Consider the following 24462-nt stretch of genomic DNA (forward strand, 5'->3'; position numbering starts at 1 on the left):
AAACCGTGCTGAACTGACACGGCGGCCCGGCCTGCCCGGCCCGGCCGCTTCCCCGTCCAGCCGGAGCGAGCGCCATGTTGCCGAGCGACCTGACCCACCTGACGCCGTCGCAGGTCGACGACCTGCAGCGCAAGCTCGCCGCCGCCGGCTGCGATCCGCCACCCGGCGCGCGCACCGTCGCCGAACTGCAAGTCGCCTTCGCCCTGCTGCGCAAGCGCCACGGCCTGGCGCCGTCGGACAAGATCGACGCGGCGCTGCTGCGCTGCCTCGACGCCGCCGCCGGCCACCTGTTCGGCGAGGTGCTGCGCGACGAACTCGACATGCTGCGCCCCGCGACGACCGAAGAAGGCGGCGCCGCGCTTGACGCCGCGCTGCCGCCCGACCGCGAGCGCCTATTGCAGCGCGCCCACGGCGGCATGCTGGCCGGCCTGGCCCTGTCCGGCGGCGGCGTGCGCAGCGCCACCTTCAGCCTGGGCGCCCTGCAGGCGCTGGCGCGCTGCGGCCTGCTGCGCCACATCGACTACCTGTCCACCGTGTCCGGCGGCGGCTTCGTCGGCGGCTGGCTGTCCAAATGCCTGCATGCCAACGGCGGCGACATCGGCAAGGTGGAAGCCATGCTGGCGCCGCAGGCCGGCAGCGGCGAAGCCCCGGAACTGCGCTTCCTGCGCCAGTACAGCAACTACCTGTCGCCGCAGGGCGGCATGTTCAGCGCCGACACCTGGACCCTGGTCGGCACCTATGTGCGCAACACGGGCCTGAACCTGGCCATGCTGGTGGCCTGGATGTGCGCCCTGCTGCTGCTGCCGCGCTTTGCCGTCTGGGCCGTGCACCGCGTGGTCGCGCCGGGCGGGCCATGGACGCACCTGGCCGACATCGCCTGGATCGTCGGCGTGCTGCTGTTCCTGTTCGCCGTGTTCTGCATCGCGCTGTCGATCTCGAGCAAGCCCGAAAGCTCGCGCGGGATGCGCCGCTTTCCGCTGTCGCAGGGCGCGGTTCTGTGGTGCATCAACCTGCCGCTGCTGCTGGCGGGCTTCCTCGGCAGCCTGGGCCTGTGGCGCCACGGCGGCGCGGCGCCGTCAAGCATCCTGCCCACCCAGCTCGAAGGCCGCTGGCACTGGCTGCTGGCCCCGGGCCTGGTGTATTTCATCGTCTGGGCCTGCGGCTGGTACCTGGCCCACGACCGCTCCAGCCCCTACCGCCGCACCGGCTACACCGTGTGCGCCGCAGGCAGCACCAGCGTGCTGCTGGTGCTGCTCGAAGCCGGGCGCGCCTTCGCCCCCGGGATCCTGGCGCTGCTGCGGGTCGATGCCGCCCGGCTGTCGCTGCTGCTGTGCGCGACGGTCGGCCTGCTGCTGGTGCTGGCCGGCTGGCTGGCCATCTACACGCGGCTGCACGCCGACCCGCCGCTGCGCGACCTCACCCGCGCCGAACTGGGAGAAGGCCTGTCGCACTTCCTGTGCGCGATGGGCGCGCTCACCCTCGGCACCCTGCTGCTGCTGGGCGGAATGGCGGTGCTGCCCGATCCCGCCGGCCAGCGCGTGCTGAACGACGCGATCGCCCTCGCCACCTTCGGCATGCCGCTCATGATGGTGCTGTTCGCCGCCACCATGACCCTCATGATCGGCCTGGTCGGCCGCTGTACAGCGACGCCAGCCGCGAATGGTGGAGCCGGCAAGGCGCCTGGACCGCGATCTTCGCCCTCCTGTGGTTGACCGTGTACGCCACTTGCTTCTACATTCCTCCCTTGCTGCACTGGGCCTGGCTGACCTACGAGCCCTGGTCGAACCTGGGCACCCTGCTCGGCTGGCTGGCGATGACCGCCTTCGGACTCAAGGCCGGCAGCAGCATGTCGACCGGCGCGCGCGGCGCCCCGGACCCGAAGCTCGAACTGGTCGCGCGGCTGGCGCCCTATGTGTTCACGGTCGGGATCTTCGCCCTGTTGAGCAGCCTGGTGCAGGCCACGGTGGCGCTGCCGAAGGTCGCCTGCCCCAGGTCCGAGCTGACCTGCGTGCTGCGCGCCCATGCCGACGCCACCCTGGCCACGAACGGCGCGACCCTGCTGCTGGCCTTCGGCGCCTTCCTGGGCGCCGCCCTGCTGCTCGGCTGGCGGGTCGACATCAATAAGTTTTCCCTCTATATGCTGTACCGCAACCGGGTGGTGCGGGCCTGGTTCGGCGCCGGCAACCGCGCGCGCCAGCCGCATCCCTTCACCGGTTTCGACCCCAACGACGACATGCTGCTGGCCGAGCTGCGCTACGGACGACCGTACCCGATCGTGAACACCGCGCTGAACCTGGTCAGCGGCGCCGAGCTGGCCTGGCAGACACGGCGCACCGCCTCGTTCGCCTTCACGCCGCGCTGGTGCGGTTATGAGCAAGCCAGCGCGGTGCCTGGCAGCGCTGGCGCGCCAGCGGGCTGCTACCGGCCGACCGACGGATATGCCTCGCGCTCCGGCGTCGGCCTGGACGACGATGCCGGCGTGCGGCTCGGGATGGCGGTGGCCCTGTCCGGCGCCGCGGCCAGCCCGAATATGGGCGCGCACTCGTCGCCGCCCCTGAACTTCCTGATGACGATGTTCAACGTGCGCCTGGGGCGCTGGTGCCCGAATCCCGCGCGCCGCGCCTGGACCAGCGCCTCGCCGCCGATCGGCCTGTTCAGCCTTTTGTCCGAGCTGTTCGGCCAGCTCGATGCCGACGCCGCCTACGTCCACCTGACCGACGGCGGCCACTTCGACAACCTCGGCATCTACGAACTGGTGCGGCGCCGCTGCCGGCTGGTGATCGCGGTCGACGTCGGCAGCGACCGCTATCTCGCCTTCGAAGACCTGGGCAATGCGATCCGGCGCTGCGGCACCGATCTGCACGTGCGCATCGACCTCGACGTTTCGCGCCTGGCAACGGACGGCGACAAGGGCATGTGCGGCGCAAGCTGCGCGGCCGGCAGCATCCGCTACAGCCTGGCCGACCGCGGCGCGGCCGACGGCGTGCTCCTGTACGTGAAACCGGCCATCGTCGGCAGCGAGAACGCCGACCTGCTCAACTACCGAAAGCTCCATCCCGACTACCCGCACGAGAGCATCGCCGACCAGTGGTTCGACGAAGCCCAGTTCGAGAGCTACCGCGCGCTGGGCGACCACATCGTCGACTGCGCGCTGCACGAAGCGGCGCGCGCCACCGTGGGCGCCAACGGCGAACAGGATATCGGGGCGCTGTGCGCGCAGCTGCTGCAGCGGCATGGGCCGGCGGCGCAGAATCGCACGGGCGCGTGAGTCAGCCCGCCGGTAGTGGTGAGCGTGCTGGTACGCTGTGCGCCGCCAGCAACCGTCCCAGGCAGGCCAGCGCCAGCAGCGAAAACAGCACCGCGCTGCCCAGCGTCAGGCGGTAATCGTGGCCCGAATGGTCGAGCAGGGGTCCGATGCAGCTGGCCACCAGGATGTTGGCGAAGGCGACCAGGATGTCCTTGCTCGCGTTGTAGCGAACGAACTCTTCGCGCGGGAACAGCGCCAGCGGCATCGCCGCCGCCGCGGTGAAATAGGCGCCGGAGCAGATCACATGGGCGACGTAGAACGGGCGGAAACTGGCCGCGCCGTCGACCAGCAACCAGCCACCCAGCGCGATCGCGAAGTACAGCGCCATCATGGCGGCGGCCACGCGCACCGCGCCGCGCCGGTCGACCAGCCAGCCGATGACGAAGGCGCTGGCGATCGACACCGCATAGGCCATTGCGGTCAGCTCGCCCAGTTCCGCCTTCGACAGCCCCAGGTCGAGCGCATAGTGCAGCGAAAAGGTATTGAAGGGGACGAAGGTGACGGCGGCCAGCATGAAGGCGCCGAAGATCCACAGGTAGCGGCGCTGGGCGCAGCACAGGCGCAACTGGGTGCGCGCCAGCGCCAGCCGTCCGCCAGCCGCTGCGGCGGCAGCGTCGTCATGCGCGACAGGCGCCGGCGGCGGGTAGCCGCCCTCGCGCACCATCAGGCACATCAGCGGTATCGTCAGGCCGAAGATCAGGGCGATCGCCACCAGGATCTCGGCCAGCCAGGCTTCGCTCAGGGCGAACAGCGTCATGTTGAAACCGATCGCCACGCCCAGGCCGACGACGCGCACGGCGGCATAGAAGCGGCCGGCCAGCCCGAACGGAATGACGTCGGCCACCAGCCCGGCGAACAGCGCCATCGTGGTCATGGCGGCGGCGTCGAACACGGTCCAGAACAGGCAGAACAAGCCCAGTTCGAGCGGGCGCAGGCCGGGCGACCAGGCACCCAGCAGCGCGTGCGCGCCGGCCGCGAACGCGGGCGCCAGGGCCACGCACAGCATCGCGACGGCGGCCAGCGGCGCGCTGACCAGCAAGAAGGGGCGGCGCCGTCCCCAGCGGCTGCGGCTGCGGTCGGATCTCAGCCCGATGGCCGGCACCACCAGCAGGCTGATAAGCGCCGGCACGGTCGACAGCAGCATGGCGACGGCGGTGTCCGAGGCGCCGTGGTTGCGCAGCACGACCAGCCCGATCGGGCCGGCCCAGCGCTCGCGCACCGCGATCCCGAGTGCGCCGACCAGCAGCCAGCCGACCAGTACGCACAAGCCCCAGGCGCCATAGCGCAGCGTGCCGGCCTGCCAGCTTGCGTTCGCGAGGGCGGCGCGCCGCATCCTGGATCTACGCCGGCGCGGGGCCGGTCGAGTCGCGCACCACCAGCTCGGTCTCGAAGGCGATGCGGGCGGCGGCTGGCGGGCGGCCTTCGATCATCTCGACCACCTCCCGCACCGCGCGTTCCGCCAGCGCCTCGTAGGGCTGGTGCATCGTGGTCAGGCGCGGGAACACGTGGCTGGCGGTCGAGATGTCGTCGAAGCCGACCACCGAGACATCGGCCGGCACCTTCAGGCCGCGGCTGGCGACGGCGTCGATGGCGCCGAAGGCCATCTCGTCGTTGGCGGCGAAGATCGCGGTGGGCGGCGCCTCCAGCTCGAGCAGGCGGCGGGTGGCGGCGAAGCCACCCGGCTGGTTGAAGGCGCCGTCGACCACCAGGGCCGGGTCGACGGCGATGCCGGCCGCCGCCAGCGCTTCGGTGTAACCGCGTTCGCGTTCGGCACTCTGGCCGGTGCGCTTGGTGCCGGCGATGAAGGCGATGCGGCGGTGCCCGAGGCCGATCAGGTGTTCTACCGCACGCCGCGCGCCGATGCGGTTTTCCAGCACGATGGTGGGCAGCGCCAGCTGGCGCGCATCGAAGAACACCAGCGCGCAACTGAGCTGCTGGCGCTCGACCAAGTCCAGGAAGCGGTCGTCGGCGGTCGGCATCAGCAGCAGCAGGCCGTCGCACAGCTTGCTGAGCGTGGCGCAGGTGGTCATCCGGTCCGGGCTGTCGAAGCGATCGGCGTTGAACAGCAGCAGGTCGTAGTCGCGCTTGCGCGCCTGCTCGCCGATGGCGCGCACCAGCTCGTGCAGCACCACCGGGCCGTAGTTGTTCATGAACACGCCGATCAGCTTGCTCTTGTCGCCGCGCATGCGGCGCGCGAGCATGTCCGGCGTGTAGTTCAGCTGAGCCGCGGCCGCCATGATGCGCTCGCGCGCCGCGTCCGACACATAGCCGGTGCCGCGGATCGCGCGCGAAGCGGTGATGGGCGCGACGCCGGCCAGGCGGGCGACCTCGCTCAGTTTGCTGGCTTTGGCCATTGGTCTCCTTCAATCGATCATGTTGTTGAGCGTTTGCAGTAACTCAACACCAACCTGTGGTTACGATACCACGTCGAGCTCGGCCGATTCCAGGGTTTTTTCAGCAAAATCAGGCGCTTATCCTACTGGTACGGCAGCTACCCCATCCTTGTTGAGTATTTACGAGGCACATGGTAACGTAACCATACGGTTGTCATATAAGCAGCGATGGTCGGCGACCGGTGCTTCATCTTCAACCGCACGTGCACAGCACGGCGGTCCGACATTACAAGCGAACCTCGAAGTTCGCGGTCAGGAGACACTATGCAGAAGAAGATTTTGGCCGCGGCGCTGCCGCTGGCTTTGGCCGCCGCATACATGACACCCGCGCTGGCCCAGCAGGCGCCCACCGCGCCCGACGCCACCACCCCGGACACCCCCGCTACCGCGGAACCACCAGCGGCCGACAGCACGGCCGCGCCCACCACCGTGGTGGTCACGGGCTTCCGTTCCAGCCTGCAGAAGGCGCTGAACCTCAAGCAGCAGGCGATCGGCGTACGCGATTCGATCGTCGCCGAGGACATCGGCAAATTCCCCGAGGCGAACGTGGCCGAATCGCTGCAGCGCGTGCCCGGCGTGATCCTGAACCGCGACGACAGTTCGGGCGAAGGCCAGCGCATCTCGATCCGCGGCCTGCCCACCGAGTATTCGGTGACGACCCTGAACGGCGCGCCGGTCAACACCACATCCACCAGCACCATCGGCAGCGCCGCGCGCGGCTTCAACTACGACGTATTCGCGTCCGAACTGTTCGGACGGGTCGACTTTTACAAGTCGCCATTGGCCGAACTGACCGAGGGCGGCATGGGCGGCATCGTCGACCTGCAGACCCCGCGCCCCTTCGACAGTCCCAAGCGCACCATCCGCTACGCGGTCTCCGGCGCCTACAACACCAGCGCCAAGGAGGCCGATCCGACCGGCTTCGCGCTGTATTCGAACACCTGGGGCCCATGGGGCTTCCTGGCCGGCGTGGCCCATTCGAAGGCGGTCAACAACCGCTCCGGCTTCGAAGCCACCGGCGGCTACAACAGCTCGGCCAACGGCAGCCGCAATCCGGTGCTGGGCAACTTCGCCCTCGCCCTCGACTACGACGACCCGCGCGCCAACCTGTCGGGCTACTCGCGCGAGCAGATCGACAACGCCCTGCTGCCGCGCATCTACCGCTACTACGGCTCGCAGAACCGGCGCAGCCGCGACGGCCTGGTGAGCTCCCTGCAGTTCAAGCAGGGTGGCCTGAACCTGAGCCTGGACGGCCTGTACTCGCGCCTGGAGAACAGCCGCGACGAGCTGTACTACGGCCTCCTGATCCGCAACACCCGCACCACCAACCGCAACGCGCCGCCGGGAACCAACGGCCACAACGGCCTGGTGCCGATCGACGTGAAGATCGATCCCGGCTCGAACCTCCTGACCGGCACCTTCGGCAATACCTCGTACAGCAGCGGCGTGACCTATGGCGAAGACAAGACCGAGTTCGGCTACCTGGCGCTCAACGGCCGCTGGGAGGCGCGCCCGGGACTGGTGGTGACCGGCCAGGTGAGCGCCAACAACAGCAAGGCCACCAGCTATTCGGATACCCTGTCGGGCCAGATCTTCGGCGTCGACACGACCATCGACTACGGCGCCGACCATGTCTACCCGTCGATGTCCTCGCCGATCGACTACACCGACCCCGCTAATTTCAGCGGCTTCGACGTCACCACCGGCTGGACCCGCGAGCGCGACAAGGGCCGCCAGGCGCGCCTGGTGGTGGACTACGACTACGACCTGTTTGGCGGCTGGACCGGGCGCCTCAAGACCGGCCTGGTCTACGTCGACACCAGCAAGGACGTCGAAAAACGCAATGCCGGCGCCGCCATGAAGGCCAAGATGGTCGGCCTGGGCGACGCCAGCGTGCGCGCCAATATGGTCTCGGTGTTGCCGATCCCCGACCTGGACATGGGCCCCGGCTGGCCGAACCGCTTCGGCACCTTCACCCGCGACTATGCGTTCTCGACCTACGATCCGGTCGCCTTCAACACGAGCGAAGCGTTCACGCCGGCGCAGAGCTTCGGCGCGGTCGAAAAGGTCAGCACCGGCTTCGTGCAGTCCGATTTCAAGGGCGACGTGCTGGGACGCGAGCTGCGCCTGAACGCCGGCGTGCGCTGGTCGCAGACGAAGCTCGACATCGACAACTTCAAGAGGAGCGGCAGCGGCAACGCCTACCAGCCGAACAGCGAACAGGGCAAGTACACCAATGTGCTGCCGGCCGTCAGCGCGGCCTGGGACCTGAACGACGAGCTGATCTTCCGCACCTCGTGGGGCAAGACCATCAGCCGCGCCTCGCTGTCGATCATCGCGGCCCAGACCGTGATCCCGAACGCCTTCGACAACACCGCGACCGCCGGCAACCCGAACCTCAAGCCCCAGCAGTCGAAGAACTTCGACACCAGCCTGGAATGGTATTTCAAGCCGGGCAGCCTGCTGTCGGCGGCCTACTTCAAGAAGAAGCTGACCGACGCCACGGTGTCGACCACCACCAATACCACCTTCGGCGCACTCGGCCTGCCCGACACCGCGCTCGGGGCGATCTTCCAGGACCCGAGCGGCCGGGTCGACCCGAACCTGCCGATGGTGCTGCGCACCTACAGCAACGCCGGCGAACAGACGCTCAAGGGCTACGAGCTGGCCTACCAGCAGGACTTCACCTTCCTGCCGGACCCGTTCAAGGGCTTCGGCGCGCTGGCCAGCTATACCCACATCGATCCCTTCAATAGCATGCGCTGGATCACCAAGGCCGGCAAGGAGATCGAGGTCAACTCGGTGCCCAAGTACGCCTACAGCGTCACGACCTATTACGAGCGCGGCCCGCTGGCGATGCGCCTGTCCTACAACTACAAGGACCGCTCGCTGCATGGCGACAACCCTCGGAATAACGGCGACGACCTGATACGCTGGCGCGCCGCGCGCGGCTACCTGGACGGCACCATCAGCTACAAGCTGTCCGAGAACCTGGAGCTGCGCCTGGATGCGCTGAACCTGACCGACACCCTGAATTACGACTACTTCGAGGACGCCAACGGCCAGTACGGCAGCGGCAAGCACACGCGGATGGACTACGCGAAGTACGACGGGCGCACGTTCAAGATCGGCATCCGCGGCAAGCTGTGATGCGGATGACCGGCTTTATTTATCGCTGCAGCGGGATCGTGGTCGGCGCTGTCCTGCTGCACGGCTGCGCCACTGGTCCCGCAGTTGGTCCAACCTTGAGCCAGGTCGGCCCAGGCTGGGCCGGCAACTCGGTCAATGCCGTGGTGTTTCGCAAGAACGCCCTGGCCAGCGACGGCGCGCACCAGTACATCGCCTACTACGATGGCGCCGGCCAGGTCGTGCTGGGCAAGCGCCGCCTCGGCGGCGACGCCTGGGAACTGCGCCAGACCGTCTGGCGCGGCAATGTGCGTGACGCCCACAATGCGATCAGCATCATGGTCGACGGCGAAGGCGTGCTGCACATGGCCTGGGACCAGCACAACAGCCCGCTGAACTATGCGCGCGGCGTCGCCCCCGGCAGCCTCGAACTGCGGACGGCGCCGATGCTGGGGCGCGACGAAGCGTCGCTGTCCTATCCGGAGTTCTTCCGCATGCCGGATGGCGGCCTGCTGTTCCTGTACCGCGACGGCGGTTCGGGCCGCGGCAACCTGGTCGCCAACCGCTACGATCCGGCCACCGGCTGGCGCCGCGTGGCCGACAACTTGATCAGCGGAGAAGGTCAGCGCAACGCCTACTGGCAGGCCGGCGTGGATGGCCTCGGGGTCATCCACCTGTCCTGGGTCTGGCGCGAATCGCCCGACGTCGCCAGCAACCACGACATGGCCTATGCGCGCTCGCGCGACGGCGGTGCGAGCTGGGAAGACAGCAACGGCAAGCCTTACCGTCTGCCGATCACCGCTGCCAGCGCCGAATACGCGGCGCGCATCCCACAGAACAGCGACTTGATCAACCAGACCTCGATGGCCTTCGACACCCGCGGCCGGCCCTATATCGCCAGCTACTGGAGGACAAAGGACAGCGCCGTGCCCCAGTACCGCGTGCTGTACCGGCGCGACGAAGGCTGGCGCCGGCTCGACCTGGACTTTCGCAAGACCGCCTTTTCGCTCGCCGGCATGGGCACCAAGGCGATCCCGATCGCGCGGCCGCAGTTGCTGATCGATGGGAATGCGGGCGAGCCGTCGGGCCTTCTCGTGTTTCGCGACAGCGAGCGCGGCGAGCGGGTGTCGGTGGTGCGCATCCCTGGCTTCGACGCGCCGCGCTGGTCGGTGCACGACCTGACTGACAGCTCCGTCGGCGCCTGGGAGCCGAGCTACGACACCGAGTTATGGCGGCGCCACGGAGAACTGCACCTGTACCTGCAGGCGGTGCGGCAAGTCGATGGCGAAGGACTGGCCGACGTGCCGCCGTCCACCGTGCAGGTCTTGCAGTGGCGACCCGCAAGCGACACTCACATTCAATGAAAGACGACATGACGAGACGACTCTACCTCAAGCTTGCCCTGGCCACGCTAGTCACCCTCGCCGGGGGCTGCGCCAGCACCAGTGGTCAAGCGCCTACACGGGCCGACGTCCTGGCCGACCTGACCCGCGCCAACGATTACTGGCAACGCAACCACGCCCCGCAGCAGTGGGCGTTCTGGGACGTCGCCGCCTACCACACCGGCAATATGGCGGCCTATGCCCTCACCCGCAACGAGGCTTACCGCGACTACTCGACCGCCTGGGCCGAGCATAATCGCTGGCGCGGTGCGGACTCGGACAAGCGGGCCGACTGGAAGTACAGCTATGGCGAGACCCAGGAATATGTGCTGTTCGGCGACTGGCAGACCTGCTTCCAGACCTATGTCGACCTGTATGAACTCGATGGCCGCAAGGACCCGCGCCGCATCGCCCGTGCGCGCGAGGTCATGGAATACCAGATGAGCACTTCCAATCGCGATTACTGGTGGTGGGCCGACGGCATCTATATGGTGATGCCCGCGATGACGAAGCTGTACAAGGCCACGGGCGAGCAGCGCTACCTCGACAAGCTGCACGAATACTTCACGTATGCCGACCAGCTGATGTACGACCCGGATGCGGGCCTGTACTACCGCGACGCCAAGTACATCTACCCCAAGCACAAGTCGGCCAATGGCGGCAAGGACTTCTGGGCGCGCGGCGATGGCTGGGTGTTCGCCGCCCTGGCCAAGACGCTGGCTGACCTGCCGCCCGACAATCCGAGCCGGCCCCTGCTGACCGAGCGCTTCCGCCGCATGGCAGCGGCCCTCAAGCCACTGCAGCAGGACGATGGCTACTGGACCCGCAGCCTGCTCGACCCTGGCCATGCGCCGGGGCCGGAAAGCAGCGGCACCGCCTTCTTCACCTATGCCTACGCCTGGGGCATCAACAACGGCTACCTGGACCGCGCCGCGTATGCGCCGACCGCCCTGCGCGGCTGGCATTTCCTCAGCCGGGTCGCGCTGCAGTCCGATGGGCGAGTCGGCTATGTGCAGCCGATCGGCGAGCGCGCGATCCCTGGCCAGGTCGTGAACCAGGACTCGACCGCGCCCTTCGGCGTCGGCGCCTTCCTGCTGGCGGCGAGCGAGATGGCGGGCCTGGTCGATAACGCGGGAGGTGAGCGATGACGCCTACGCTGCCTCGCCGGCGCCTGCTGCAGGGCGCCGCGGCCAGTTCCGCGCTGGCGCTCTTGCCAGCTCAGATCCAGGCTGCTGCCTCGCACCGTTTCGCGATCGGCCGCGAAGACTTTCTGCTGGACGGCAAGCCGCTGCAGATCCGCTGCGGCGAGATGCATTTTTCGCGCGTGCCGCGCGAGTACTGGACGCACCGCCTCAAGACCATCAAGGCGATGGGCCTGAACAGCGTGTGCGCCTACCTGTTCTGGAACTACCACGAGTGGCGTGAAGGAAAATTCGACTGGGCCGGCCAGCGCGATGCCGCCGAATTCTGCCGGCTAGCGCAGCAGGAAGGCCTGTGGGTGATTCTGCGCCCCGGTCCGTATGCCTGCGCCGAATGGGAGATGGGTGGCCTGCCCTGGTGGCTGCTCAAGCAACCGGGCGACGCCTTCCTGCGTTCCACGAGCGAAGCCTTCCTGGCGCCGTCGCGGCGCTGGCTGCGCGAGGTCGGCCGCGTGCTCGGCTCGCAGCAGGTGACGCGCGGCGGCCCGATCCTGATGGTGCAGGTCGAGAACGAATACGGCTTCTATGGCGAAGACCTGGACTATATGCGCGCGCTGCGCCAGGCCGTGCTGGACGCCGGCTTCGACGTCCCGCTATTCCAGTGCAACCCGACCAATGCGGTGGCCAAGACCCACATCCCCGAGCTGTATTCGGTGGCGAACTTCGGCAGCAACCCCGAGGCCGGTTTCAAGGCGCTGACCGAGGTGCAGCAAGGACCGCTGATGTGCGGCGAGTACTATTCCGGCTGGTTCGACACCTGGGGCGCGCCGCACCGCCGCGGCGGCGTCGAGAACGCCGTAGCCGACATCAAGACGATGCTGGCAGCGAACGGCTCGTTCAGCCTCTACATGGCGCACGGCGGCACCACCTTCGGCCTGTGGGGCGGCTGCGACCGGCCGTTCCGGCCCGACACCACCAGCTACGACTACGACGCCCCGATCAGCGAGGCCGGCTGGATCGGCGCCAAGTTCGAGGCCTATCGCACCGCGATGACGCCCTTCCTGGCACCAGGTGAGACCTTGCCGCAGCCGCCGGCGCCGATGCCGGTGATGACGATCCCCGCCTTCGCCCTGAACGAGACCGCGCCATTGAGCGCCAGTCTGCCGGCGCGCACGATCCGGGATGCGTCGCCGCGCCCGATCGAGGAATACGACATCAGCCGCGGCATCGTCGCCTACCGCGTCACCTTGCCGGCCGGTCCCGCCGGGGTGCTGGCGGCGGCCAAGGTGCGCGACCTGGCCTGGGTGCGGGTCGACGGCAAGCTGGTGGGCACGATGGACACGCGCTACCGCCGCTTCAAGGTGACGATCCCCGCGCGCAGCAAGCCCGTAACCGTCGAGGTCTTGCTGTACACGATCGCGCGCGTGAACTTCGGCGTCGAGATCCACGACCGCAAGGGTATGCATGGTCCGGTCACCTTCACGCCAAACGGCGGCGAGGCCCAGGCGCTGGAAAACTGGGAGATCCGCGCCATCGATTTCGATGCCGAAGGCGTGCTGCCGCCGCTGGCGTTCAAACGCGGCCGCAGCAAGGACGCGGCGTTCTGGCGCGGCAGCTTCGACACGAGCGCCACCCACGACACCTTCCTCGACATGTCGGGCTGGGGCCAGGGCATCGTCTGGATCAACGGCCGCTGCCTGGGCCGCTACTGGAGCATCGGACCGACCCAGACCATGTACCTGCCGGGGCCGTGGATCAAGCGCGGCCGCAACGAGGTAGTCGTGCTCGACCTGACCGGCCCGCGCGAGGCGCGCATCGTGGGCCTCGCCAAACCGATCCTCGACCAGCTGCACCGCGAGCGCGACCTCGAACGCCCGCCCAGCACCGTCAGGCTGCAGCTCGACGGCGTGCAGCCCGCGCACGAAGGCGCGTTCGCGCCCGGCTCCGCGACCCAGGACGTGCGCTTCGCGGCGCCGCTGCGCGCGCGCCAGTTCTGCCTCGAGTCGCTCGACGCCTTCGACGGCAAGCCCTACGCCGCCGTGGCCGAGCTGGCGTTGCTGGACAAGAACGGCAAGACGATCGAGCAATCCGCCTGGACCATCGCCTGGGTCGACAGCGAAGAAGCGCACAAGGAAGATGGCGGTGCGCTCAATGCGATCAATGGCCAGAACAGCGATTACTGGCACACGGCCTACAGCGGCCCGGGCGCCGGCACGGCGCACCCGCACCGCCTGGTGATCGACCTCGGCAAGGACGTCGAGGTGGCCGGCCTGCGCTACGTGCCGCGCCAGGGCAAGGACGACGTTACGGGCCGCATCCGCAGGTATCGCGCCTATGCCGGCGAACGGCTGGCCGGCGAGCCCTGAATCAATCACGACAAGGAGACGCAATGCAGAGACGAGATTTCATCGGCAGCCTGGCGGCAGGCGCCGCACTGGGCGGCTTGGCTGCGCCCGCGATGGCCGCGCCACCATCCGCTGCGACCGGCGGCGACCGCGCGTACATGGCCGGCCTGCTGCAGAAGATGGCCGAACCGGTGCTGTCGAATATGGCGCGCGGCGAGCTGAAAAAGAACTTCAAGCTGGAGGTGAGCCCGAGCTCGGATGGACGCGACAACAACGTGGCCTACCTGGAAGCCTTCGGCCGGCTGATCGCCGGCGCGGCGCCGTGGCTGGCCTTGCCCGACGACGCCAGCGCTGAAGGCAAGACCCGTGCGCGCCTGCGCCAGATGGCCTTGCAGAGCTATGTGCATTCGGTCGATCCGAAAAGCCCCGATTACCTGACCTGGCGCGGCCACGGCCAGGCGCTGGTCGACTCGGCCTATTTCACCAATGCGCTGATGCGCGCGCCGAAAGCGCTGTGGGAGCCGCTCGACACCACCACCAAGCAGCGCATCGTCGCCGAGATCAAGGGCCTGCGCCGGATCGAGCCTCCCTTCATCAACTGGCTGCTGTTCGCGGCGATGAACGAGGCCTGGCTGCTGTCGATCGGCGAAGAGGCCGATCCGCTGCGCACCAATGTCGCGATCCGCAAGGTCAACGAGTGGTATGTGGGCGACGGCTGGATCAAGGACGGCGAATCGTTCCACTTCGATTACTACAGTTCTTTCGTGATGTACCCGATGCTGCTCGAGATCCTCGAGGTGCTCGAACAGCATAAAGCGCCGTTCTGGAACGGCAAGCCGGCCGAGCTGCGCGCCCAGGCCCTGAAACGCACCCAGCGCTATTGCGAGCACCTGGAACGCTTCATCTCGCCGCAGGGAACCTTCCCGCCGATCGGCCGCTCGCTCACCTACCGCAGCGCCGCCTTCCAGCCGCTGGCCCTGCTGGCCTGGCGCAAGCAGTTGCCGCAGACCCTGCCCGAGGGCCAGGTGCGGGCGGCGATGCAGGCGATGCACAAGGCCTTGTACACCGCGCCGGACAACTTCACCAGGGAGGGCTATCTCACCATCGGCTTCGCCGGCCACCAGCCGGAGCTGGGCGACTGGTATTCCAACAGCGGCAGCATGTACATCGCCTCGGCCAGCTTCCTGGCCCTGGGCCTGCCGGCCGACGATTCCTACTGGACCAGCCCGGCCCAGGACTGGACCCAGAAAAAGGCCTTCAGCGGCGCCAGATTCCGCAAGGACTACCCGGTCGATTATTGAGGAAAAACGCAGCGTCCTCCCGCCGATGGTAGAAGGCGCAGCGCTTGACCGCCTGGCGGCTTCGGCGGATAACATCGATATGAACGTCCACGGGAAATGCCATGTCGATCGTCAGCCGAGAGGAGATCGCCGGCGCGCTGCGCCGGCGCGAATTCGTCCTGTACTACCAGCCCAAGGTATCGCTGACCAGCAACCGCATCGTCGGCGCCGAAGCCCTGGTGCGCTGGCAGCGCCCCGACGGCACACTGCTGCCGGCATCGGCCTTCATCGGCGCCATCGAGCGCGCCGGCCTGCTCAAGAGCCTGACCCGGCGGCTGCTGCCACAGCTCGTGCATGACTTGGTCGACGGCGGCCTGGCGGAACAGTTCCAGGTGTCGTTCAATGTCTGCTCCTGCGACCTCGAAAACAGCACGCTGACAAGCATGATCCTCGACGCCATCGTGCGCGGCGGGCTGCCGCCGGCGGCGCTCGAACTCGAGATCACCGAAACGCAAGCGCTGCAGGCCGCGCCCTGCGTGCTGTACAACGTGCAGGCGCTGACCGAGGCCGGGATCGGCCTGGCGATGGACGACTACGGCATCGGCTACTCGAGCATCGATACGTTGAGCCAGTGGCCATTCACGACCATCAAGCTGGACCAGGGCATCGTGGTGCGCATGCTCGACTCGCCCAAGAACGCGACCATCGTGCGTTCCTCGATCCGCCTCGGCCACGAACTCGGCCTGGAAGTGGTCGCGGAAGGCGTCGAAACGCTTGCGCAGCACGATTTTCTGGTGGAAGCCGGCTGCGGCGTGGCCCAGGGCTTCCTGATCAGCCGCGCCCTCCCCCTGGAGGGCTTCAAGGCCTTCTGCGCCGCCGCCGGCAAGTGCCGCGGCCTGCCTGTCGGCCTGGTCCACATGGCGATCGTCGACCACGTGCAGTGGCGGCGCCAATTGGCCAGCTTCGCGATCCGGCGTGCCGCCCTGCCTCCCGATGCGCCGCTACGCCAGTCGGCCGGCCACCCGACCCTGTGCGTCACCAAGTGCTCCCTCGGCCGCTGGTACCTGAACGAGGGCCGCTATTTCGCGGGCACGCCGACTTACCACGCGCTCGATGCGCCGCACCGCAGGCTGCACGAGATTGGCGCCCGCATCGTCGAGCGCATTCGGGCCGGCGCCGGCCAGGCCGACATCGCACCCCTGATGCGCGAGCTCAAGCAGGTGTCGCTAGTCCTGATCGGGCTGCTGGAAGACATCGAGGATGACGGCTTCGAAAGCCTGTTCACGCCGGCGGCAGCCATTCATGCCAGCAGGCCGCTAGCCGCTCCCCTAGCGCCGGCGGTAATGCCCGCGATGCTGCACGAAAGGTCGTGACGTCGGGCACCCGAACATGCCCTTGCTGCGTAATGGCAGCGTCCCACTGCACGCCGTAGCGCGCGAACAGCGCGGCGACCGCCGCATGTTCGAAACCGCGCTGCTCCACCATCCGGTCGAGCGTGCGAAATGCATCCTCCACCGTTCCCGGCCAGAGCGCCACGCCGACCACGGCTGGCCGGTCGCCATGCTGGGCGATGCGGTGGGCGGTATCGGGCGGCACCAGCGCCGCCTGGCCCGCCCGCAGGACGGCATGCGCCCGGGCGCCGGCGCGCAAGGTCAGTTCTCCCGCCAGCGCAACCACCAGCTTGGATTCACGTGCATGCGACAAAGGGAAGTTCACTGCCCGCAGCGGCAAGGCGAAACGCAGCGCCGTTCCAGCGCCGCCGATCTGCCGCTGCGGCACGTCGATGAAAACCGGATAACCGCCCGGGTACAGCAGTAACTGGTCTGCGGCCTTGGTCATCATGATCTCGCCTCGTGGAATGGTCAGGCCATTCTAGGCGCGATCGGCGCATGCGAAAACGCCGCCGCCGTCAACGCACCATTGCGCCGCGCGGCATGTCAGGCCCTGGACGGTTCGGCTTCGTCCTCGGGAGCCTGCTCCGGCGCCGGCTGGGCGGGCTCCGGAGCAGGCTTCGGCTGCAGTGCACTCAGCTGCTCCATCAGCTGCGCGAAGCGCTGCTGGCCAGGCTGCAAGCGGTCGACGTGCTCCAGCACCTGCCGGGCTTCGAGCTCGAGCTCGGGCTCGTAGCCGCGCTGCTGCATGTGCGAGATCAGTATCTGCACGGCGTTGAACAGCACCCGGACGTTGTCCGGTAACCGCTCGCACGCCTTGCGCATCCATTTGACGGCGTCGGGCAGCTTGCCGGTCTTCCACAGCACCACTCCCTGGTTCATCAGGTCCACCGCCTCCTTGCGCGCGGTGCGGATGATGAGCGCGCCCTCGTCGGGCAGGCGCGCGCGGTCGAAGATCTTCTGCACCTCATCCTGCAGCAGCGTGTTGTCGTGGTTGTTGCGGATGACGTGGGCCAGCACCTCGTTGGGCGTACCCTTGACGCCGACCGCGAACAGCAGGGTCGCCATCTCGATGCAGATCGCGGTGCCGGGCCGCTTGGGATCGGCCTGCAGCATCCCATCGAGCTCGTCGCCGGCGCGGCGCGCGTTGAGGTAGTCGCCGCTCTCGTGGTAGACGTGGCCTTCGGTGATCTTCGCGCGCAGCACGATGTGTTCGTGCTCGCTGCCGAACTCGCGCTGGGCCAGCAGCAGCAGCTGCAGCGCATCCTTGGTATTGCCCTTCAGGCCGCACACGCGCGCCAGGCCGAGGTAGTCGTCGGGCGCCTTGCGGATCGAGTACTCGCCGATCACCAGGCATTTGCGGAAGGCCTTCTCGGCCATCGGCACATTCCCCAGGCGCAGCGCGGCCTGGCCCAGGTGGCGCTGGCGCGGCACCGAGTTAGGCGACAGCTTGGCCGCGCGCTCGAGCACCGCGGCCGCCTCTTCGTGCTGGCCCATGCCCTGGTAGGCGCGGGCCAGCTGGTCGTAGGCGTCGATGTAGTGGCGGTTCTCGGCGATCACGGTCTGGAACATCTGGCGCGCCTGCTCGAAGTCGCCGTCGGCCATGCGGATCTTGCCCAGGCCCGCGCGCGCCCAGTGGTATTCGCGCTGGGCCAGCACTTGCTCGTACACTTCGCGCGCGCGCGCCGGCTGGCCGCTTCGCTCCAGCATGCGCGCCTTCATGCGCAGCAGCTCGATCACGTGCACCCGGTTGGCGGCGATCTGCTCGTCGCACAGGCGCGCCGCGCGCAGGTAATCCTTTTCGATGAAGGCCTGGTCGATCAGGCGGAAGATCTGCTTGCGGCGCCACACGCGGTTCAGGCGCGTAAGCAGCACGCCCTCGGTGATCGGTTTCACCAGATAGGCGTCCGGCTGGTGTTCGGCCGCGCCCATCACCGATTCCACGCTCTTTTCGGCCGATACCATCACGAACACCGAGGACGGCATCAAGAGATGGCGCAGGCGCGCTTCTTCCAGCACCTGCTGGCCATTCTTGCCCTCGCCAAGGTTGTAATCGCACAGCACCACGTCGTAGCGCAGCTTGTTGAGCAAGGCCATGGCCTCGCCGCCGCTGGACGCCTGGTCGATATTCCTGGCCCCCAGGCTGCGCAGGCTCTCGCGCAGCAGCTGGCGGATGCCGACGAAGTCGTCGACGATCAGGTAGTGCTTGCTGGCCCAGTCGATCTCTTCCAGCACCTTGGGCTTGGACACGGCCGGCGCGGCCGGCTTCGCATCTGGCTTGGCGTCCGGCTTTGCATCCGGTTTTGCAGGGGCTGCGGGCGTGTTCATGGCAGGGTCAGGATGAAGCAGCCACCGCCAAGCGGGCCGCCGTTTTCGAGCCGCACCGCGCCGGACCGCTCGCGGTGGCGGTGCATGCGCGCCACCTCGCCCGAGAAGTACAGGCCCAGGCCGGCGCTATTGGTCAAAAAATTGACGCCGCTGTCGCCGCTGCCCGGCGTACCGGCCGCCAGCAGCGCGGGCGGAAAGCCGGCGCCGTTGTCTTCGACCCGTATCTCGAGATCGCCATTGCGCGAGCGCGCCGACAGGCGAATGCGGTCGCGCGTGTAGTGCAGCGCGTTGTTGACGGCGTGCGACACCACGCCCACGATCAGGTCTTCGTCGACGTGGGCGATCAGTTCGGGATCGACGTCCAGTTCCAGGACCACGCCGCGCGACTCGAGCAGCACGCGCTCGAGCGCCACCACCTGCTCGACCAGCTGGCCTACTTCGATCGGCTGGACGTCGAACGGATAGCCGGGCTTGCCGACCTGCTTGTACAGCGCCAGCAGCTGCATCAGGTTGTCGTTCAGGCGGCGCGTCTGGTACAGCATCTGCGCCATCTGGGCGTATGCCTTCTCGGTCTCGGGCGAGGCGCCGTCGAGCAGGCGTTCGAGCGTGCCGGACAGGACGCTGATCGAGTTCTTCATGTCGTGCGCAGTGGACGCCAGGAACAGGAACAGCTCGGGCGAGTGGTGTGAATCTTCCATCCGGACAGGCCCTTTCGGCCAAAAAGTTGCTACCAGTAAATTATACCCGCAGGCATTCCAGAGTTTGGCCGCACACGCCGATTCCGCGCGCACGTTTGCGGCGGCGCAACGGTCAGGGGCTGATATCCGTGGCGTTTGGCGCAGTTTCAGGGCTATGGCGGCTGTTGCGCCGTGCCCGCAGCACGAAACGGGCGGGATCGAGCGCATCGACCAGGGCCATCTCAAGCGGCAATGGCTCGCCTTCCAGCTGGGCGGCCAGCAGCTCGGCCGCCAGCGGCGCCCAGATCAGGCCGCGCGAGGCATAGCCCAGCAAGCCGTAAAGGCCCGGATGGCGCGGCACGTCGCGTAACCTTTCGGTGGCGCCAACGGCGGCGAAGTCCGGCAGGCGGCCGACCAGCGGCAGGCGGTCCGGCGCCACGCAGCGAAACCCCACCCTGCCCGCCAGCGGCGCGCCCTCGGCGGCCTGCGGATCGGACACCAGGCCGCGCAGCCGCGCCACGTTCTCTTCCTGACTGGCGGCGCGCAGTTGCGGATCGTCGTCCAGGTCATAGGTCGCGCCGGCGCAGGTGACGCCATGGGCGGACGGCGTCAGGTAGGCTTCGCGGCACAGCACCAGCGGCAGTTGCGGCGCGTGTTCGGGCGCCAGGTGCGTTACCTGCCCGCGCAGCGCCTGCAGCGGCAACTCACGGGTCTGCACCATCTTGCGCGCGCCGGCGCCGCTGGCCAGCACCACGGTCGGCGCCTGGCCGATGACACTGCCATCGCCGCTGCGCGCCTGCCATTCGTCGTCGCCCCGCTCCAGTTGCACATCGCCTGCGCCGAAGCGCCGCGTCAACAGGTCGCCGCAAGACGCCAGTAGCGCTTCGCACACGCTGCCCGGCCGCGCCCAGCCGCCTTGCGGGAACAGCCAGCCGCCATCCGGTGCGGGCAGGCCGAGCAGCGCTTCGGCCTCCATGGGTTCGAGCCAGCGGGCGAAATCGGGCGGCAGCTTGCCGTCGCCGGCGATCGCGCGCGACACGGCCGCATGGCCGGCATCGCGCGCCAGCTGCAGCACGCCGCACCCGGCGCCGTCGAAGGCGCGGCCAACGCCGCCCAGTTGCTCCCACAGGCGCAGCGCGTACAGGTAGGCGGCGCGCGTCAGGCGGGTCGGGATATTGTCGTCGCGCGAGAGCAGCGGCATGAAGATGCCGGCCAGATTGCCCGACGCCTCCATCGCCACTTGCGGATGACGTTCGATCAGCGTGACCTGCCAGCCGCGCGCGCACAGCCGCGCGGCCGCGGCGCAGCCGGCCACGCCGCCGCCCAGCACCAGCGCGCGCCGGTCCGGTTCTGGCGTCGACGGCAGGCGCGGCTTGCGGGTCGAGAAGGTCGCATCGTCGCCATCGAAGGCGAATCCCTGGGCGCTCAGGGCCGCGCGCTGTTCGCTATCGAGGCCATGCGACTCCAGCCGTGCGCCGAGCGCCGCCAGGCGCGCCAGCGGACGGACGAAGGCCGTGCCCTGCGCGCCGTGCAGGCGGATGAAATCGGGGTGCGCATTCAGTTCGGCCAGCGCGGTCTCGAGCGACGCGGATACCAGGTCGAGCGTGACGTTATTGTCGTCCTGCGGGACGCGGTGAAAGCCCGGCTGCAAGCTGCCGGTGAGCGCCACCACGTGCAGGTGCGCGGGCCGCTGCGGGTCGGCATACCAGGCCGCGACCAGGGAAGCAAAGCGGCTGCCGTCGCCATGCTCGCTGTCGAAGACGGTGTAGCGCGCGCGGCCGCGCCAGTGGTCCTGCACATGCATGTCAGCGGCGCTTGCTGCGGCAGTGGCACTCGCGGTCATGATCGTCCACCAGGCCGATGCCCTGCATATACGCATAGACGATGGTCGAGCCGACGAACTTGAAGCCGCGCTTGGCGAGATCCTTCGAGATGCGGTCGGACAGCTCGGTGCGCGCCGGGCGGGCGCGATCCGGCCAGTCGTTGACGATCGGCTTGCCGTCGACGAAAGCCCACAGATAGTCGTCGAGCGTCAGGCCCTGTTCGCGCAGCGCGAGGTAGGCCCTGGCGTTAGTGATCGCGGCGGCGACCTTCAGCCGGTTGCGCACGATGCCGGGGTTGAGCAGCAACTCGGCCTTCTTGTCGTCATCGTAGGCGGCGATCTTTTCCGCATCCCAGCCGTCGAAGGCGGCGCGGTAGGTGTCGCGCTTGTTCAGGATGGTTTCCCACGACAGGCCGGCCTGCGCGCCTTCGAGGTTGAGCATCTCGAACAGCGTGTTCTCGTCGTGGCAGGGCACGCCCCACTCGTTGTCGTGGTAGGCGATGTAGCGCGGATTGGCCATATTGGCCCAGGAGCAGCGCTTGACCGTCATCGCGGCGCTCCCTGTTGTGCGCCGCGCAGGCTGGCCAGGACGTCGTCGGTGCGGCCGTCCGCGACCAGCTCGGCTGGCGTGCGGTCGTCCAGCGCCGGCTGGGGCGCCTTCATCCAGGCATCGGCGGCATCGTCATTCCCGAGCACCTTGCGCGCCTCGTGCATGACGGCGTAATAGGCCTGCGCCTTGCGCGAATGGCCGTCGAAGCGCGCCTGGAGCGCGGCGATGGAGTCGGGAGAGAGGCGTTCAGGATCGGTCATGGCGTTGGCTTGCTGATGAAGACCTCATCATACCCCGCCTCGGCCGGGCGATCGAGGAACGCCGCGCCGGCACTGTCCTCGCCAAGCTTGTCGGCCGGGTTGCGCAGCGGGCAATCGGCGAGGGAAAGGCAGCCGCAGCCGATACAGGTATCGAGTTCGTCGCGCAGCCGCTGCAGGCGCGCGATGCGCTCGTCGAGTTCCGCGCGCCAGCCGGCGCCAAGCACCCGCCACTCGTTTGCGCTGATCGTGCGCCCTTCCGGCAGCCCGGCCAGGTTTTCCCGGATCGTCTCGAGCGGGATCCCGGTGCGCTGCGCCACCTTGATGATGGCGATATGGCGCAGCACCTCGCGCGCATACCGGCGCTGGTTGCCGTCGGTGCGCCAGCCCTTGATCAGGCCTTTCGATTCATAGAAATGGATGGTGGAGACCGCCACACCGCTGCGGCGCGCCACCTCGCCCACCGTGAGGGCTTTCTTGTCGGGATCGATCGTCGTCATTGCGCTTGACCTCAAGTTAAGTTGAGATTTTATACTTTTTCTCGATCCCCTCACAAGCCAGGAAAAAGTATGAGCACGCAGGTCGACGACATACTCACGAGCCGGACGTCATCCACTCGCGATCGGAAGGATTCGGCCGCGCGCCGACAGGATGTCATGCACGCGATTTACTTTAGATGGAAAGTGGCTTCTGGTCATGAGCGAGAGTTCGAGCAAGCCTGGCTGGAACTTACCGAACTTGTACGCGATGAGCGTGGCGGTCTTGGGTCGCGTTTGCATCGGTGCACCGACGGCCACTATTTTGCGTATGCCCAATGGCCGTCCGAACTCGTCTGGGCTGCACAAGCCGAGCCGACTGCACGCATGGTCGAGCTGCGAAACCGGATGCGTGAATTCGCTGAGCTTGTGGATGGGCCACTTCGGGGTGACGTCGTTGCCGACCGCCTGATATCGGTAGCTCCCGACTTAAATCACCCTTAGTGTCTTTCCCAGCTCAATGCCCGCGCAACTCCGCATCGATCTTCGAATGCGCCGCCGTATCGCGCATGAACCAGCACACGACCAGCGTGCAGGCGATGACGCCGGTGACATACCAGTAGAAGCCAGACTCCATGTCGACCGACTTGAACCACAACCCGACGTACTCGGCCGTTCCACCAAAGATCGACACCGCGAACGCATACGGCACACCGACGCCGGTGGCGCGGATCGAGGCCGGGAACATCTCGGCCTTTACCAGCGCATTGATCGAGGTGTAGCCCGAGACGATGATCCAGGCGCAGGCGATCAGGCCGAAGGCTTCCCACGGGCCGCTGGCGTGGCGGATGGCCGTCAACAAGGGCACGGTGAAGATCGTGCCGAGCAGCGCGAAACCCACCAGCAGCGGGCGGCGGCCGATGCGGTCCGACAGCGCGCCGTACAGCGGCTGCAGGCACATGGCGAACAGCAGCGAGGCGGCCGAGACGGCCGTGGTCTGCGAGTCGGTCAGGCCGACCGACAGGCGCAGGAATTTCTGCATGTAGACGGTATAGACGTAGAACGCCAGGGTACCGCCCATGGTCAGGCCGACCACCAGCAGCACTTCCCTCGGGTGCTGGGCCAGCTGCCTCAGGCCGCCCATCGGCTTGGCCTTCTTGCGCGCCTTCTCGAACGAGTCGGTCTCTGGCATATCGTGGCGCATCATCAGCGCGATCAGGGCCAGCAGCGCGCCGCAGACGAAGGGAATGCGCCAGCCCCATTCACGCAGCTGGGCATCGGTGAGCAGGAAATGCTGCAGCACCAGCAGCAGCACCAGGGCCAGCAGCTGGCCGCCGATCAGGGTTACGTACTGGAAGCTGGCGTAGAAGCCGCGCCGCTTCGAGTCCGCCATCTCCGACAGGTAGGTCGCGCTGGCGCCGTATTCGCCGCCCAGGCTCAGGCCTTGCAGCAGGCGCGCCAGCAGCAGGATGCAGGGCGACAGGATGCCGGCGGTGGCATAGGTCGGCGCGCAGGCGATCAGCAGCGAGCCGGCGCACATCAGCAGCACCGACGCCATCAGGGCCACCTTGCGGCCGTGGCGGTCGCCCAGGTGGCCGAACAGGATGCCGCCGATCGGGCGCACGAAAAAGCCCAGGGCGAAGATGCCGGCGGTCGACATCATCTGGGCCGTGGGGTCCTGGGCCGGGAAGAAGGAATTGGCAAAGTACAGGGCGAAGGCCGCGTAGCAGTAGAAGTCGAACCACTCGACCAGGTTGCCGGCCGAGCCGACGAAGATGGCGCGCAGGCGCGCGCCGGAAATGGGTTCGGCGGCCTGCGGCTGTGCGCCGGCGACCGGATTGCTGATGGTTGTTGTCATGAAGGTGTCTCCTCTTCTGGAAACCCCATTGTCGGCACCGGTAGAGGCCGGCACATCCGCAATATTGGCGCGGCCTCCTCCGTAAAAATACGGAGGAGGCCGCGCGAAGCCTGTACAGCTGCTATTGTTGG

General features: G+C 67.9%; 19 protein-coding genes. 9 read left to right on the forward strand and 10 right to left on the reverse strand.

Annotated features, from left to right (window positions below; translation table 11 throughout):
• The first annotated feature begins 74 nt into the window (after positions 1-74).
• The gene (locus FVD38_RS26975; protein ID WP_229493870.1) at positions 75-1712 is read left to right on the forward strand and encodes a patatin-like phospholipase family protein; all 1638 of its coding nucleotides are present in this window, start codon (positions 75-77) and stop codon (positions 1710-1712) included.
• A gap of 2 nt (positions 1713-1714) precedes the next feature.
• Positions 1715-3268 (forward strand): hypothetical protein, encoded by a 1554-nt coding sequence (locus FVD38_RS26980; RefSeq protein ID WP_229493873.1) that lies wholly within the window; start codon positions 1715-1717, stop codon positions 3266-3268.
• A gap of 1 nt (position 3269) precedes the next feature.
• Here the strand turns inward: FVD38_RS26980 and FVD38_RS21310 are convergent, their stop codons facing one another.
• Entirely contained in the window at positions 3270-4640 is a 1371-nt protein-coding gene (locus FVD38_RS21310; protein ID WP_147936636.1) for an MFS transporter, read from the reverse strand.
• A gap of 7 nt (positions 4641-4647) precedes the next feature.
• On the reverse strand, positions 4648-5661 hold the full coding sequence (locus FVD38_RS21315; RefSeq protein ID WP_147936637.1) for a LacI family DNA-binding transcriptional regulator: 1014 nt from the start codon (positions 5659-5661) through the stop codon (positions 4648-4650).
• Positions 5662-5964: 303 nt separating this feature from the next.
• Here FVD38_RS21315 and FVD38_RS21320 point away from each other — a divergent pair, with 303 nt between their 5' ends.
• The 6 genes from FVD38_RS21320 to FVD38_RS21345 all read left to right on the forward strand — a co-directional run bounded on the left by FVD38_RS21320 (position 5965) and on the right by FVD38_RS21345 (position 16345).
• Complete coding sequence (locus FVD38_RS21320) at positions 5965-8850, forward strand: TonB-dependent receptor (RefSeq protein WP_147936638.1); 2886 nt, start codon at positions 5965-5967, stop codon at positions 8848-8850.
• A 5-nt stretch (positions 8851-8855) separates the two neighbouring features.
• On the forward strand, positions 8856-10190 hold the full coding sequence (locus tag FVD38_RS21325; RefSeq protein WP_229493875.1) for a BNR repeat-containing protein: 1335 nt from the start codon (positions 8856-8858) through the stop codon (positions 10188-10190).
• 8 nt (positions 10191-10198) lie between these two features.
• Positions 10199-11356: a glycoside hydrolase family 88/105 protein gene (locus FVD38_RS21330; protein ID WP_229493877.1), complete on the forward strand. Its 1158-nt coding sequence runs from the start codon at positions 10199-10201 to the stop codon at positions 11354-11356.
• Positions 11353-13713 (forward strand): beta-galactosidase, encoded by a 2361-nt coding sequence (locus FVD38_RS21335; RefSeq protein WP_147936641.1) that lies wholly within the window; start codon positions 11353-11355, stop codon positions 13711-13713. Before FVD38_RS21330 ends, FVD38_RS21335 begins: the two co-directional genes overlap by 4 nt.
• Positions 13714-13736: 23 nt before the next feature.
• Complete coding sequence (locus FVD38_RS21340) at positions 13737-14993, forward strand: DUF2264 domain-containing protein (RefSeq protein WP_147936642.1); 1257 nt, start codon at positions 13737-13739, stop codon at positions 14991-14993.
• Between the two features lie 101 nt (positions 14994-15094).
• On the forward strand, positions 15095-16345 hold the full coding sequence (locus FVD38_RS21345; protein ID WP_147936643.1) for an EAL domain-containing protein: 1251 nt from the start codon (positions 15095-15097) through the stop codon (positions 16343-16345).
• On the opposite strand, the gene FVD38_RS21350 is transcribed toward FVD38_RS21345, so the two are convergent.
• The 7 genes from FVD38_RS21350 to soxR form a co-directional block, all read right to left on the reverse strand.
• On the reverse strand, positions 16254-16814 hold the full coding sequence (locus FVD38_RS21350) for a cupin domain-containing protein (protein WP_147936644.1): 561 nt from the start codon (positions 16812-16814) through the stop codon (positions 16254-16256). The two genes, FVD38_RS21345 and FVD38_RS21350, sit on opposite strands and share 92 nt — an antisense overlap.
• 95 nt (positions 16815-16909) lie before the next feature.
• The gene (locus tag FVD38_RS21355; protein ID WP_147936645.1) at positions 16910-18691 is read right to left on the reverse strand and encodes a response regulator; all 1782 of its coding nucleotides are present in this window, start codon (positions 18689-18691) and stop codon (positions 16910-16912) included.
• Complete coding sequence (locus FVD38_RS21360) at positions 18688-19389, reverse strand: sensor histidine kinase (protein ID WP_147936646.1); 702 nt, start codon at positions 19387-19389, stop codon at positions 18688-18690. The genes FVD38_RS21355 and FVD38_RS21360 overlap by 4 nt, the downstream gene beginning before the upstream one ends.
• A 112-nt stretch (positions 19390-19501) precedes the next feature.
• Positions 19502-21211, reverse strand: a complete 1710-nt coding sequence (gene mnmC1 / locus FVD38_RS21365) for an FAD-dependent 5-carboxymethylaminomethyl-2-thiouridine(34) oxidoreductase MnmC1 (protein ID WP_229493880.1) — start codon at positions 21209-21211, stop codon at positions 19502-19504.
• Complete coding sequence (locus tag FVD38_RS21370; RefSeq protein WP_147936647.1) at positions 21174-21740, reverse strand: DNA-3-methyladenine glycosylase I; 567 nt, start codon at positions 21738-21740, stop codon at positions 21174-21176. Before FVD38_RS21370 ends, mnmC1 begins: the two co-directional genes overlap by 38 nt.
• Positions 21737-22000 (reverse strand): antitoxin Xre/MbcA/ParS toxin-binding domain-containing protein, encoded by a 264-nt coding sequence (locus FVD38_RS21375; protein ID WP_147936648.1) that lies wholly within the window; start codon positions 21998-22000, stop codon positions 21737-21739. Before FVD38_RS21375 ends, FVD38_RS21370 begins: the two co-directional genes overlap by 4 nt.
• On the reverse strand, positions 21997-22497 hold the full coding sequence (soxR, locus tag FVD38_RS21380; protein WP_147936649.1) for a redox-sensitive transcriptional activator SoxR: 501 nt from the start codon (positions 22495-22497) through the stop codon (positions 21997-21999). The genes FVD38_RS21375 and soxR overlap by 4 nt, the downstream gene beginning before the upstream one ends.
• A gap of 69 nt (positions 22498-22566) precedes the next feature.
• Between soxR and FVD38_RS21385 the strand changes: the two genes are divergently transcribed.
• A complete protein-coding gene (locus FVD38_RS21385) occupies positions 22567-22977 on the forward strand; it encodes an antibiotic biosynthesis monooxygenase family protein (protein ID WP_147936650.1) in 411 nt (136 codons plus the stop codon).
• A gap of 13 nt (positions 22978-22990) precedes the next feature.
• Here the strand turns inward: FVD38_RS21385 and FVD38_RS21390 are convergent, their stop codons facing one another.
• Entirely contained in the window at positions 22991-24331 is a 1341-nt protein-coding gene (locus FVD38_RS21390; RefSeq protein WP_147936651.1) for an MFS transporter, read from the reverse strand.
• Between the last annotated feature and the right edge of the window lie 131 nt (positions 24332-24462).

Origin of the sequence: Massilia arenae, assembly GCF_008014745.1 — a bacterium.
Lineage (GTDB): Bacteria > Pseudomonadota > Gammaproteobacteria > Burkholderiales > Burkholderiaceae_D > Telluria > Telluria arenae.